The organism is Rhizobium mesosinicum, from assembly GCF_019511345.1.
Lineage (GTDB): Bacteria > Pseudomonadota > Alphaproteobacteria > Rhizobiales > Rhizobiaceae > Rhizobium > Rhizobium mesosinicum.
The window spans coordinates 324,632-338,531 of the sequence record NZ_JAEUAK010000002.1 but is presented as its reverse complement, the minus strand read 5'-3'; the positions used below and the strand labels follow the sequence as shown (position 1 = coordinate 338,531).

General features: G+C 60.9%; 11 protein-coding genes. 6 read left to right on the top strand and 5 right to left on the bottom strand.

Going from position 1 to position 13,900, the window contains the following annotated elements:
• Positions 1-200 precede the first annotated feature (200 nt).
• From JNB85_RS05610 to JNB85_RS05600, 3 genes are read right to left on the bottom strand one after another with little or no spacing between them, the layout of a single operon-like run.
• Positions 201-647: an RbsD/FucU family protein gene (locus tag JNB85_RS05610; RefSeq protein WP_220333383.1), complete on the bottom strand. Its 447-nt coding sequence runs from the start codon at positions 645-647 to the stop codon at positions 201-203.
• A gap of 9 nt (positions 648-656) precedes the next feature.
• Positions 657-1,676, bottom strand: coding sequence for an aldo/keto reductase (locus JNB85_RS05605; protein WP_220333382.1), 1,020 nt, complete (start codon positions 1,674-1,676; stop codon positions 657-659).
• Positions 1,677-1,716: 40 nt separating this feature from the next.
• Positions 1,717-3,219, bottom strand: a complete 1,503-nt coding sequence (locus JNB85_RS05600; RefSeq protein WP_220333381.1) for a UxaA family hydrolase — start codon at positions 3,217-3,219, stop codon at positions 1,717-1,719.
• A 250-nt stretch (positions 3,220-3,469) separates the two neighbouring features.
• Here JNB85_RS05600 and JNB85_RS05595 point away from each other — a divergent pair, with 250 nt between their 5' ends.
• Positions 3,470-4,366 (top strand): GntR family transcriptional regulator, encoded by an 897-nt coding sequence (locus JNB85_RS05595; RefSeq protein ID WP_220333380.1) that lies wholly within the window; start codon positions 3,470-3,472, stop codon positions 4,364-4,366.
• A 202-nt stretch (positions 4,367-4,568) separates the two neighbouring features.
• Here the strand turns inward: JNB85_RS05595 and JNB85_RS05590 are convergent, their stop codons facing one another.
• On the bottom strand, positions 4,569-6,062 hold the full coding sequence (locus JNB85_RS05590) for an MDR family MFS transporter (protein WP_220333379.1): 1,494 nt from the start codon (positions 6,060-6,062) through the stop codon (positions 4,569-4,571).
• A gap of 476 nt (positions 6,063-6,538) precedes the next feature.
• Between JNB85_RS05590 and JNB85_RS05585 the strand changes: the two genes are divergently transcribed.
• Both JNB85_RS05585 and JNB85_RS05580 read left to right on the top strand, forming a co-directional pair.
• Entirely contained in the window at positions 6,539-7,381 is an 843-nt protein-coding gene (locus JNB85_RS05585; protein ID WP_220333378.1) for a glycosyl transferase, read from the top strand.
• Positions 7,382-7,450: 69 nt separating this feature from the next.
• Positions 7,451-7,954: a hypothetical protein gene (locus JNB85_RS05580; RefSeq protein WP_220333377.1), complete on the top strand. Its 504-nt coding sequence runs from the start codon at positions 7,451-7,453 to the stop codon at positions 7,952-7,954.
• 71 nt (positions 7,955-8,025) lie between these two features.
• Here the strand turns inward: JNB85_RS05580 and JNB85_RS05575 are convergent, their stop codons facing one another.
• The gene (locus tag JNB85_RS05575) at positions 8,026-9,069 is read right to left on the bottom strand and encodes a class I SAM-dependent methyltransferase (RefSeq protein WP_220333376.1); all 1,044 of its coding nucleotides are present in this window, start codon (positions 9,067-9,069) and stop codon (positions 8,026-8,028) included.
• Between the two features lie 257 nt (positions 9,070-9,326).
• Between JNB85_RS05575 and JNB85_RS05570 the strand changes: the two genes are divergently transcribed.
• From JNB85_RS05570 to JNB85_RS05560, 3 genes are all read left to right on the top strand, one after another.
• Positions 9,327-11,333, top strand: a complete 2,007-nt coding sequence (locus JNB85_RS05570; RefSeq protein WP_420852255.1) for a putative bifunctional diguanylate cyclase/phosphodiesterase — start codon at positions 9,327-9,329, stop codon at positions 11,331-11,333.
• Between the two features lie 197 nt (positions 11,334-11,530).
• Complete coding sequence (locus JNB85_RS05565) at positions 11,531-11,764, top strand: helix-turn-helix transcriptional regulator (protein WP_220333375.1); 234 nt, start codon at positions 11,531-11,533, stop codon at positions 11,762-11,764.
• 29 nt (positions 11,765-11,793) lie between these two features.
• Positions 11,794-13,815, top strand: coding sequence for a DUF7338 family protein (locus JNB85_RS05560; protein ID WP_220333374.1), 2,022 nt, complete (start codon positions 11,794-11,796; stop codon positions 13,813-13,815).
• Positions 13,816-13,900 lie beyond the last annotated feature (85 nt).

Sequence of the window (13,900 nt, the reverse complement as noted above, 5' to 3'; positions counted from 1 at the left end):
TCTCAGGTGCGTTCTCCTCCAATGAAACCGGACCGCTGAACGCAGGCGGACGATTTTTATCGATAAAAAACATTTACGATGAGAAGCTAGCCGAGGTGCAGGCAAATTGCAAGTGCGCTGATCTCGCCTTCATGATTCACTGATTTGGCTCCCAACCGATTGTTTTTATTCCAAATACATAAAGACCTAAAATAAGGTCTTTAGTTGAATTGCACCTCATGCGGATGCACGACGCCCTTCTTCAAAATGAGGTTGCCGTACAGCCGGAATTCGGTGGTCGCCACGATATAGGCCGCCTTCCGTGCCATTTCGTAGAAGGCGAAGCGCTCGACGGATGCGATGGGAAAATCGCCGGCGCGCCTGACAACGATCTCCTGGAATTCGGCACAGACCTCGGGCACCGCCTTTGGGTCGCCGACCACTTCCATCCGCCATGCCGACTGCGGCACGAACGTATCGAGCGGCATGTGGGTCAGGATCGCCTCGGCCATATCAGTGGCGCTGACGCCGTCGGCGCGGATGACGTCAGGTCCCATGCTGCTGGCCGGGAAATTGGCGTCGGCAATGACGATATCGTCGCCATGCCCCATGCTCTTCAGTGCGTAGAGCAGGTCGGGGCCGAGAAGTGGATGAATACCTCTAAGCATGTTGTCTCCTCAGACCCGGACCGCTTCCTCGCCGAGCGGCGGCGCGACCAGTGTGTAGGGATCGAATTCGGGATAGATATCTGCCGGAATATGCGGCTCGAAATTTTCCATGTTGCGCGTAAGGCTCGAAGGTTTCGCCGTGCCGATCAGCACCGAGGAGACGACGGGGTCGAGCAACGGAAACTGCAGAGCGGGTGCGGCCAGCGGCAGGCCGTGGCGCTTAGCCACTTCCTCCATCGCACCGACCTTTCCGAGCACCTCGTCGGTCGCGGGCATGTAATCGAAATGCGATCCCGGCACCGGGCCGGTTGCCAGAATGCCGGAATTGAAGACGCCGCCGACGACGAGCGATGTGCCCTTCTGCCGGCAGAGCGGGATGAGCTCGGCAACCGCAGACCGATCGAGCAGCGTGTAGCGGCCGGCAAGCAGGATCGCGTCAATATCCGCATTGCGCATGACGTCGAGGCAGACAGGCACTTCGTTGACGCCGAGGCCGAAAGCCTTGATCGCGCCCGAAGACTTCAGCTTTTCCAGCGCCTTGATGCCGGTATCGAGGAAGTTCTTCAGGTGCACGGCATTCTTCGCGGCGCCATGCGTATAGGAGCCGATATCGTGGACGAAGAGCATATCGATGCGGTTGAGGCCGAGCCGCGCGTAGCTGAAATCGACCGACCGCATGATGCCGTCATAGGAATAGTCGTAGTCGGCATCGAAGGAGAGAGCATCGACATAGCCGTAACCGGGAACGGTGCCCGTCGGCACCGGGCGCAGCAGGCGGCCGACCTTGGTGGACAGCACGTAATCACTTTCCGGCTTGTCGCGCAGGAAATCGCCAACCCTCCGTTCGCCGAGTCCCAGGCCATACCACGGCGCCACATCGTAATAGCGTATGCCGTGGTTCCACGCCGTCTCCAGCGTTTCCATAGCCTGCTCGCGCGGGCAGGCGCGATAAAGGCCGCCGAGCGCTGCTGCACCGAAGCTGATTTCGGTGACCTCCAGCGCTGTCTTGCCAATTCTCCTCGTCTTCATCATTCCTCCTCGTGAAGACCCGAAATTCAATAAATAATATTCAGAGTGTGGCGCCGAGATGCCACGGGACGAACTCGTTGTCGCCATAGCCGAAAATTTCGCTTTTCGTCTTCTTGCCCGAGGCCGTTTCGACGATCAGATCGAAAATCTCGCGGCCCTTGCCGCTGATGGTCGCGTCACCGGTAACGATCGTGCCGCAGTCGATGTCCATGTCCTCTTCCATCGAAGCATAGAGCGCCGAATTGCTGGCGAGCTTCAGCGACGGCGCCGGGCGACAGCCGAAGCAGCTGCCGCGGCCGGTCGTGAACGCGATCATGTTCGCGCCGCCTGCCACCTGGCCGGTTGCGGAAACAGGGTCGTAGCCGGGCGTATCCATGAAGACGAGGCCGGGGGCCGTGACGCGCTCGGCATAACCATAGACGGCGGTCAGCGGCGAGCGCCCGCCCTTGGCAACGGCGCCGAGCGACTTTTCCAGAATGGTCGTCAGGCCGCCGCGCTTGTTCCCCGGTGATGGATTGTTGTCGAGCGAAGCGCCGTGCAGGGCGACATAATCTTCCCACCAGGCGATCTTCTCGTCGAGCTTCTTGGCGACCTCGTCGCTGACCGCGCGGCTGCGCAGCAGATGCTCCGCGCCGTAGATCTCGGAGGTTTCCGAAAGGATCGCCGTGCCGCCGGCCGCCGCCAAGAGGTCGGCAGCCACACCAAGCGCCGGATTGGCGGTGATGCCCGAAAAACCGTCGGAACCGCCGCACTGCAGGCCGATGATGATCTCGCCGACGGATATCGGCACGCGCTTTTCGCGCCCGACATCGGCAGCGATCTCGCGCAGCACACCCATGGCGCGCTCGACTGCGCGGCGCGAACCGCCGGCATCCTGGATGTTGAAATGCCGCTTGGAGGCGCCCGCACCACTCTGGCCGTAAAGGGTGAGCTGGTTGACCTCGCAGCCGAGGCCGATCATCAGTACGCCGCCGAAATTCACATGGCGCGTATAGCCGGCAAGCGTCCGGTGCAGCACGTTCATGCCGTCGCCCGTCGAGCTCATGCCGCAGCCCTGGTCGTGAACGATCGGCACGAAGCCGTCGATGCCGTCATAATGCGGCAGGATGGTGCGGTTGGCTTCGTCGGCGATCGCCCGGCAGACCGTGGTGGAACAGTTCACGCTTGCGATGATGCCGATATAGTTGCGCGTTGCCGCCCGCCCGTCGGCACGGCGATAGCCCATGAACGTTCGCGCCTTGTCCGCCGCACTTGCTTCCTCGGGAGCGGAATTGGCCGTTGCCGCAAGCCGGTCGTTTTCGAAATGCAGATTGTGGCTGTGAACGTGGTCGCCGGCTTTTACGTCAGCAGTCGTGCGGCCGATCGCCTGGCCGTATTTGACGACCGGCATGCCGAGCGGAATGTCCGTGATGGCGATCTTGTGGCCGGCGTCGATCTTCTGCCGGGTCGTCACATTGGCGACATCGGATCCTTCAGCGATCGGTGCCGTTGCGACCGCGACATTGTCTCCGGCCGACAGGATGATCCAATTCTGTCTGTCCAATTTCTTCTCCCTAGGGAAGCGTTCGCTACATCGGCGAAATGCGCATTGATTTTGTTTTTTATCTACAATAAACATTTTCAAGTCAACGGGAATATTGATCCTGTGGACGAGGGAGGCAAACAGCCGCATGCGACCGAAAATAAGATAAAAGTCGCTTGAAGAGGCTCCTGGTCCGGCTATGCCCGTTCTTGGCGGCGGGCATCATCGCCGTGTCGCCAGGACCGTCGGGTTTGGCGGAAAGCAGGGTCTGATGGCAAGACAGAATACGGTCTTCAAGGAAGCGTATAATCGGTATGCGGCAGCGTTGCGCCTGGACACAGCGCTGCCTTCGGAGCCCGAGATTGCCGCCCAGCTCGGCATCAGCCGCAGCACGGCGCGCGCCATCCTGACCCGCCTCAGCGACGAAGGCATCATCCGCTGGAACAAGCGCCAGAAGATCGTGCTGCGCCAGCCTGTTGACCGCGACTTCTTCCCCTCGGAAGAAACGGATTCTCTGCACGACATCATCGAGCGCAGTTTCATGCAGCGGATCCTTTCGGATGAGGCAGCACCCGGCATGCAGATCAACGAATTGGAGCTTGCCCGCGAGATCGGGACCGGGACCACGAGCGTGCGCGAATTCCTGATCCGCTTCTCGCGCTTCGGCCTGATCGAAAAGCGGCCGAACAGCCACTGGACGCTGAAGGGTTTTACCCGCGAATTCGCCCTGGAGCTTGCCGATGTGCGCGAAATGTTCGAGCTGCATTCGGCCGCCGAATTCGGCAGGCTTTCTGCCGACAATCAGGCCTGGGCCGATCTTGCGATCATCAAGGAAGAGCACCTTTCCGTGCTCTCTGATATCAACAACCGCTTCAAGGAATTCTCGGCCCTCGACGAGCGCTTTCACTTGCTGATCCACCGCGCCTCGAAGAACCGCTTCATCGCCGATTTCTACGACGCGATCGCCATCATCTTTCACTATCACTATCAGTGGAACAAGACCGCCGCCCGGGAACGCAACGAGCGCGCGATCCACGAACATCTCGATTATATCGCAGCGCTCGAAGCTCGCGATCAGGCAAAGATCGAGGCGGCCTGTCGCATCCACCTCCGCTCGGCCCGCCAGACGCTGCTGCAGTCCATCCCGCAGACGACGGAAAGTATCTGAGCGAGGACGTCGGTGCTTGGAAAAGTGGTCGTGAAGGCTGTGCCGTGTGGCCCCCTCATCCGCCCTTCGGGCACCTCTCTCCCCGATGGGTAGAAGGGGGAGCCGAGACGCCGCAGCATGTCCCTTCTCCCCTGGGGGAGAAGGTGGCCCGAAGGGTCGGATGAGGCGGCCACACCCACCGATTCCAACCGATCAGCCCACCCTAATGCGACGCCGCCTCGCTCGCCGCCCCGCCCGTCGTCCCGGTCTTCACCCCGTGTCTGACCGGAATAAGCCAAGTCGTCGCAAAGGTCAGCACCGCCACGACCACGACACCCCAGAAGCTCCAGTGCAGTGCCGCATCGAAGACCGCGCGGATCGCCGGATCGGCGGCGAGTGCGGAGAGCCCGGTCGGCTGGTTCAGCGCCTCACGCAGGCTGTTGGCCGCCCCACCCGTCGCATAGTGGTCGATGCCGGCATTGAGGATGGCGCCGAGCACGGTGGCGCCGAGCGTATTGCCGAGGCTGCGGGAAAAGATGTTCGAGGCAGTGGCGCTTCCGCGCATCGACCACTCCACGCTGTCCTGCACCAGTGCGATGCTGGTGAGGTTGATGAGGCCCATGCCGAAGCCCATGAAGAAGGAACCGGCGCCGGCCACGGCCGGATGGCTTTCCGGCGTGAGGAACAAGAGAAAGAAGGCGCCGAAGGGGAACATGAAGCTGCCGACGCGCAGCGTGTTGCGGATGCCGAATGCCCTGAAGAACCGGCTGGAAAGCATCACCGACAGCGGCCAACCGACCACCAGCATGGTCAGCGTGAAACCGGCAACGATCGGCGAGCGACCGAGCACGCCCTGCACATAGATCGGCAGGATCGTGGAAAGGCCGATCAGCGCCATGCCGGCCAGAAGCATGCAGGCATTGCTGGTCGCCACCAGCCGCCGGCTCCAGAGCGCAATCGAAATGATCGGCTCCGGCGTGCGCTTTTCCTGCAGCACGAAAAGAATGCCGGTCACGACGAAGACGACGGCAAGAGAGATGAGAATCCAGGCCGGCGCAGTCGTTTCCGTCAGGATCGTCAGGAGCGCGACGATGGAAATCGAAAACAGGATGGCGCCGAGATAATCGATCCTGGCTTGCCTGTGCGCCACGTCCTCCTTCAGGAAGAGCGTGAAGGCGATAATGGAGAAGATGCCGATGGGCAGGTTGATCCAGAAGATCCAGGCCCAGGAGATCGTATCGACGATGATGCCGCCGGCAAGCGGTCCGACGACCGCCGAGGTGGCCCAGACGGTCGCCATCACGCCCTGCACCTTGCCGCGTTCCTCCAGCTTGAACAGGTCGCCGATGATTGTCATCGTCACCGGCTGGATCGCCCCGGCGCCTAGGCCCTGCACCAGGCGGAAGACGATGAGCGAGGCCATCGACCAGGCCAGTCCGCAGAAGAGCGAGCCGGCGAGGAAAATGAGGATGCCGCCGATCAGCACCGGCTTGCGCCCGAAAATGTCGGACAGCTTGCCGTAGATGACCGTGGTCGTGGACTGCGCCAGCAGGAAGGCGGAGAAGACCCAGCTGTAATAGGTGAAGCCGCCGAGCTGGCCGACGATGCGGGGCATGGCGGTCGCAACGATCGTGGCTTCGATCGCCACCATGAAGGTCGCGAGCATGATCGTGGCGACGACGAGCGTGCGGTTGGATTGCTGGGCTGCGGCGGACATGAGAATCTCTCGGGCTTTCTCAGCGAGACGGGTTTCGACTACAGCATCGGCCTGAAAATCGGAATCGATTTTCAGAAAGCCTGATGCGTAGCTTCAGAAAGCTAGAGCGTCCTTTGTGCGTCCGAATGGACGCACGGCGCTCTAGTAGCCAGGTTGCAATGTGCGATGTCGGCAGTCTTTTATGCTCCTGCTGGTAGCAGGTAAAGCGCAAGTGAATCCTTTCCACTATATCGACGCTTCAAATCGCTTCCGGCCTTGATAAATTTCAAATACAACGCATCTTGCGAAGGACTTTTCGGTGGCTGCCCGCCGAAAAAAGAGGTCTGGCAGGCTGCGATCAGGCAAGCCGCCGGGGCTCTCGGACGTCAGGATTGCATTTCCGGCAGGTTATTCCCAATTGAAAACCTGATGCAGGCCTGTGACCGCTCCATCGCGGCTGCGAAGGGTTTCGGTTCCGGGCACGGAAATGGCGAGTGATGATGGCGCATGTTTTGGCTGCGAGCGGCGGCGTTAAACAGGTAATTTGCATCAATTGGGGTACACGATACGGGCCGACTTTCATAAACCGGCTATATGCGGCGGTGGCCCGCAACATCACGCCGCCCTTTACCTTCACCTGCTTCACCGACTGTCGGGACAATCTCCATCCCGGCATCCTGTGCGAGGACCTGCCGCCTCTCGATGTCGAAATGCCCGTCAATACCAGGGGCATCTGGCCGAAGGCGAGGCTTTGGGGGCCGAAGCTCGGAAGCCTTGATGGCCCGGTCCTCTATCTGGACCTCGACCTCGTCATCGTCGCTTCTCTCGATGCCTTTTTCGAAGTCGGAGGGCCTGACGACGTCGTCATGGCCCGCAACCAGACGACGCCTTTCGAAAGGCTCGGCCAGAGCTCGCTCTTTCGCTTTCCGGTCGGCAAGCTTCTGCCGCTGCAGGAAAAGTTCAGGGCCGACCCGCAGAAGGTGGCCGATGAATATGAGTATGAGCAGCGCTTCGTCACTCGCAATGCCCCCGGCGGGGTGAAATTCTTCCCGCGAAACTGGGTTCTGCATTTCCGGCAGGATTGCCACAGGCCCTTTCCGCTGAACTACTTCCTCGCGCCGCGCCTGCCGTCCGGCGCCCGTGTCGTCCTCTTCCCGCGCGGCTTCCATCCGCAGAACGCCATCGAAGGGAAGTTCGGTCCGAGGGGCCGGGGCGAAACCAGGCTTAATCATATCAAGGGCGTCTTCGACGCCAGCAAACGCGACGGCAAGCAGCCCTTCCGCTACCTGCGCCACTATATATTGCCGACGCCCTGGGTGGCCGAGCATTGGCACGAGTGAGAACGGGCCGCGGCGGAACTATTTCCAACGTCGATTGTTGTCGCCTGAGGAAAACTGCGGGGTGCTCCCATGCGTCCTCTTTTCGTTGCGACATTGCTCACGCTCACAGGCCTGGCCGCCGGCGCAAACGCGTCCGAGGCGGATTTCCTCAATTCGCTCGAGGGTGACTGGAGCGGCAGCGGAATGGTCATGACCAGGATCGGCGGAGCGAAGGTCAACGTCTCCTGCAATCTGAAATCCGATGCGAGCGCTGCGGCCGTCGCCATGAACGGCAGCTGTCGCGGTCTCGCCATCATCACGAAGAGCTTTTCGGCAAATGTGAAGGCGGCCGGTCAGCGTTACGTCGGCAACTACACCGGACCGTCGGGCCAGCCGTCGAAGCTTGTCGGCAGCAGGACAGGGGATGCTCTCAACTTCAACGTCACCTGGGCGCGCGTCACCAACGGCGACCGAAGCGCCAACATGATGATCGAGAAGGTGGGCCAGAACGGCCTTCGCCTGCAGACCGTCGATCGCGACCCGGCTTCGGGCCGGTCGGTGGTGACGAGCCGGATCGATCTGCAGCGGCAGTGACCATATCCCGATAGCGGCGACATCGCCGACCCGGGGGGATCGGATTTGCGATGCCCCCGATCCCTGGAAGTTTACGACTTCTTCCTGATGGTGGCGTAAATAATGTTGCGGTTGGCGCCGAACCAGACCGTCTTCTCGTCCGTGTCCTCAGGCGCGCTGCTGTTGACGATGCGCCACATATCTGCCTCGGAACGCTGGAGGAGCTCCCAGTTCATGTAGGATTCCATGTATCCGTCGTCAGCCATCTCGTCGGAGAAGTTGGCGAAGAGAAAGACGCCGCCCGGCTTCAGCATGTCCATGCAGATCTGCGTCAACCGGATCGCGACTTTATCGGCGAGGTAATCGTACAATCCCGCTGCGTAGATCAGATCGAATGTGCCAATCTGGTGCTTTCGCGCCAGCAGGCCGCGCACGGATCCATTGACAGGCTCGACGGCAGTTCCATGAAATTGGCTGGAGATCGTGCCAATGCTTTCGGGGTCCTGATCGAGGGCAACCCAGCGTTTAAGGCGGCCTTCTGCAAGTGCTTTTGATGCCTCCGCTTCGCGAAGGTGACCGGCGGCGACGGCCAGCACCTCGGTATCCGGACCCGTTCGCGCCGCGGTCTCGTCGACGAAGCGGGTCAGGATGTCGCGACGTTCCCTCACGGCGACCGGGCCGGGAGCGTTTATCGTGTATTCGAAGATATTGAGACCGAGAGGGGTGGATCTGGCCACTTCTTCGGCCACCGCCGGATGCCCGTAAATAAAGTCTATAAGACTGGCATCGCCGGAATAACCGCGAGGTTTTTCAAAGGACCAGCGGGTGAACGGGCACTGCTGCAGAATCTCTGCGGAGGGATGGGCCTGAATGATCGGGATGAGCCTCTGCCAGACCGCAGCGCCGAATTTATGACGGACCTCATGGAGCTGGCCGATCAGCCACCTGACTGCATCAGGCAGGTTTCTGCCCGCGGCCAGCCGCTGCATGGCGATGTTGATGACGACAGCAAACTCGGCCTCCGCAGTGCGCAGGAGATCTGGTTCATTATTCTGGTGGGGTGAAGGGAAGTTATTGCTGACGGACTGCGGTGTGATCAGGCTTTGGCCATCAAGAGCAAAAAGGGGCTGAGCCACGGAACCTCGCTGGTAAATATAGACTTAATACATTGTATAAAATCACCAATACTCGCATAAAGGTCAAGCGTTAAGGTTGGCGGTGGCGGGCAAATGCACGTCTTAGCTTTAGAAAATATTAGTGAACCCAAGAGATACTCCGCCCGCTAGGAGATCGTTCGAGCGTTATTGGTTGATGTGGAGTGGGCGTAAGGCTATCCAGCGTCAGCTAGCAGTCTGCGGAGGGCAGCTGCTGCAAGAAGTTTGGTGGCAGGGGCATGATGCACGTGTTAGCCGAGACCGCAGCCGCTACCGTGCAGCCGACGCTGTCGCCAGAACAGCTGCGTGGCCTGTACAAGCAGGAGAGCGAGAGCGGCCGAAAGAGCGCGACGCGCAAAGGCCTCTGGGTAGCGGTCGCCACTTACCTTGCGTATTCTTTCACGGACTATCTTTTTATCGGCGATGTCGTCCAGTACACGGTCGCCGGCCGGCTCGTAGTTGGCATCGCTGCACTATGCGTGCTGGAATTCCTGCTCTACCGCAAAGCAAAAGCCGATACGGTCGACATGGCCGCGGCGCTGTCGGTGCTCGCAGCCTATCTTGTCTGGCTTCTCACCGCCCAGATGACAACGCTCAGGGATGCGTTCTCCTATTATATGGTGTTTGGCGCGATCTTCATGATGAGCGTCAACCTGTTCTTCAGTTTCCGGTTTCCGGTTGCTCTTGCAGCCTCTGCAACCAACGTCCTCATCTTCATCTGCGCCCTCGATCTGTTCACGCCGATGGTGCTTCTCCACAAGCTGATCCTCGGTGCCTTCTGCATTTCCTGCTTTGTTTTCACCTCTTACGTGAACCTTCAGCTCAACAGGGAGCGCTACAAAGTCTTCCTCAATGCATTTGAAGCCAGTTTGCAGCAGGCTGCCGCCGATGAAAGAGGCAGGGCGCTTTTGCACCTCTCGAACACGGACTCGTTGACTGGCCTCGAAAATCGCCGGGCGATCGATCAGCGTCTGCGCGATTGCTGGCAGCGCTGGCAGGATGCCGGGGTGCCCTTTGCCGTCCTGCTGATCGATGTCGATTATTTCAAACGCTATAACGACTGCTACGGCCACCAGGAGGGTGACCGGTGCCTTGTCGCGGTCGCCGAGCTTCTTCAAAGCGTGGCAGCGTCCTGGGATTCGATGATCGGGCGATATGGGGGTGAAGAATTCATCGTCATCACCCCAATGCCCAATTCGGAAAGAGCGACCGAACTCGCAGAAGCCATGTGTTCCGCCGTCCGAGCCTTGGCCTGGCCGCATGAGCACAGGCGAGACGGGACCGCTGTCATCACCGTGAGCGTCGGCGTGTCCCGTACGCGGCACCAGACCAGGCAGGTCGACAAGATCATTCATGAAGCCGACCGCGCGCTTTACGCCGCCAAGGCTGCGGGCCGCAATACGCTCGTGGTCTTCGATCCTGACGATCCGGAGAGCAGCGATGACAGCGAGGACATTGCCGCGACCCTGAAGATCGCGCTCGAACGCGGCCTCGTCTCCCTCGTCTATCAGCCGATTCGCAACGTCCAGACAGGCAAGACGGACGCCGTCGAAGCTCTGATGCGTTTGACCATGCTGGACGGAACGCCCGTACCGCCAGTCAAATTCATCCCGGTTGCGGAACGGACAGGTTCGATCGTCGAGCTCGGCCGCTGGGCAATTCGCACTGTCTGCCGGGACCTGCTGGCAACCGACCTCATACAGGTTGCGAGCGTCAACGTTTCGCCGATCGAACTGAAGACGCCGGGTTTCGCCGCCTATGTGGCCGCAACACTGGCGGAATTCGGCGTGACGGGCGCCAGGCTTGCTTTCGAGATCACCGAAGGCGTGGAGCTGGAAATCGACCAGGATGTGGTTCGCTGCATCAGCGATTTGAGAAAGCTCGGCGCTCAGGTCTGGCTCGACGACTTCGGCACAGGCTTTGCTGGGCTCTCGTGGCTTCGCCTGATAGAGTTCGACACCGTCAAGATCGACCGCTCCTTCCTCCATGACTGCGACACGGAGAGGGGCAAGAGGATGTTGCTCGACATCATCGGCCTGCTGCGCAATCGCGGCGTGAGGATCCTTATTGAAGGCGTCGAGACCATCGAGCATCAGCGGCTGATGCAGCAGTACGGAATCAATCAGATCCAGGGATATTTCATTGCCCGGCCCGCGCCGGCAGCCCAGCTTGAAGCTGATAACGTGCTGCCGTTCAGCAGGGTCAGGAACCACGATTCAAAACGTCTGTTTGGGAATGGCGCATAGGTTCGCGCGCCTCCGGCCCGCATAGTTTCGCGCGCCTCCGGCCCGCATCGCCTTTGCCGGTGACGAGCCGCACCGATCTGCAGCGGCAGCGAACACAGCTCACGTTACCGCCTGTATCGTGTTGAACTGCATCGCATGAATTAGAAACAACCATCGTCGCGCATTCTGTCTCTGATCGGAAGTTCAGAGGAACGAGCATGACTGGTAGCGCAATCTCCTACACACTTTTAAGCACGAGCGACGTTCAGAAGATCGCTCCGGTTTCGAACGTGACCCTCTGGCGCTGGGTGCGGAACGGCAAGTTTCCCGCGCCGATAAGGGTCGCGAAGAACAATTTCTGGAGGTCCGACGAAGTCGGCGCCTGGATGGATGACATGTCCCTGAGGCGCGCCGCGCCGGATCACAAAGCCCTTTCGCAGGCACGCAAATAGCGCCGGCCCCCAGTTTCATCGGAAAATCCATGGATAGAATCTCGCAATACGCGCCATCGCCGGCCGTGGGCGTCTCAGGCTGCGTCGAACGGCTGCGCCGCGACGTGTCCCTGTCTTCGACAGCTGCACAATACGGCTGCAAGCTCACACGCAGCGGGCGGGACTTTTCCGCCTGCTGCCCCTTCCACACCGAAGACACTCCATCATTCACGATCTTCGCCGGCCAGGATGGGGTCGAGCGTTTCCATTGCTTCGGCTGCGGCAGGAAAGGCGATGTCCTCGATTTCGTGCAGCAGGTCAGAGGCGTCGATCTTCAGGGAGCGATCCGCATTCTCGGCGGCCGCGACGATATCAGGCGGGATACCCCTCCTCGGCATGGCGAGGCGCGCGACCTCTATGAGGGGATCGTGCCCGTTCCGCCGCCGGCCGGTCTCCTTGAGGCCGGCGCGCCCATACGCCTCTACAATCCGAAGCGCAGGGGCGAGCGATCCGAGTGGGGCACCTTCACGCCGTCGATGGTATTTCCCTATCGTCATGCCGACGGCTCGCTGGCAGGTTATGTCCTGCGCCGGGATCTGCCCGACGGCGGCAAGGAAACGCCGATGGTCATGTTCGTTCGCTTGGGCGACGGGGCGCAAACCTGGTCGCGTTTCCCCTTCCCCAAGCCGCGGCCGCTCTACGGCCTCGAAACGATCCCCGATCAAACGATCGGCGACAGCAAGCAGGTGGTGATCGTCGAGGGCGAAAAGTGCCGCGACCGGCTCAGCCAGGCGAGCGGCCGAACCGTCGTCTCCTGGCCGGGCGGAACCCAGGGCGCAAAGCACACGGACTGGTCGCCGCTTTCGGGTCGGCACGTGCTGATCTGGCCGGATTTCGACGGCCCGGGCCTGGCGGCTGCCGATGATATCGCCGCCCGCCTGACCGCGGTCGGCGCGCATGTCCAGTGCGTCGGCTTCGCGGATGCGGCGCACGCTTCCGATATCGAGCGCTACCGTTTCGACGATTGGCGGGCCGGCCGTTTTCCGCGCCGCGGCTGGGACAGCGCCGATGCCGTCGATGCCGGATGGACGCAAAGCCAGCTCGACGCCTTCATGAGCGCCACCATTCGCGACTGGAGGCAGGACGCCGTTGCCGGGATGCCCCTTGCCGAGATGGAGGAGGAGCGCGTCGTGCAGATCGAGCGGACGGTTTCTGGCGAGGCCTCCATAAGCGCACGTCCCGCGCCGTTCCCGGATGCGTTCGCCCAAGACCCACATGCGTCCGAAGGCCCGGATGCGTTCGTCCAGGAAGATGAGCCGGCGCCGGCGGTCACGCCTGCCGGGGATGCGCCCCGGCATTCCGGTCGCCTGATGGGCATCGCGCGCTTCGATATCGAACTCGAACAATGGCTGGTCGATTGCCAATGGCTCATCAAGCTCAACCTGCTTTCGGGCGAGCTGGAGATCCATCGTGAGAGCGGCATCGTTCGCATGAGCGACGCGCGGCTGGCGGAAATTCGCTTCGAGCTCGCCTGTGCGGCGCATTGGCCGGCGAACCTAATCCTCGTCTCGCTCGCATGGCTTCTTTCGCCTCTGCTCGCTGCACTCTCGCTGCTTACCTGGCCGAAGCTTCCCGGCTTCCTGCAGGGGTTCTCGACCACTGATGCAGATCTTGACGGCGGCATTGTTCAGAACGTCGCGGGCTACAAGGCGGCCTTGAGAGGCTGGCGCCTCTGGTGGCAGCGCACGTGCTGGATATGCCGGAACCCGGCCCACGGCTGGCAGGCTGAAGTTTTCGGCATGCCTGCCGCGGGACTGGTGACGATCGAACAGACGCATGAGGGCAAGAACCACCTGTTCCTGTTTCGAAATGCCAAAGGGCAGACGTTCTTTTGCATAAAGCGTGACGTGCCACTTTTCGCCGGCCGATACATCAAGCTTTATCTCGGCTGGTATGACGATGGGCGCAACCATCAGTACGAATTTCAGATCGGTCTGAACGGGCCAAGTCCTAGAGGCGAACATCCATGGCCAAACCGCAGAAGACGGCGGATAGCGACAGCAGCAACGTGATGCCTCTCGGGGCAGGCGATCAACTTCCTGCTTCGGTCGATCGGGCGCCGATCGGCGAATGCGATGATTCTACCCTGCGGTAGAT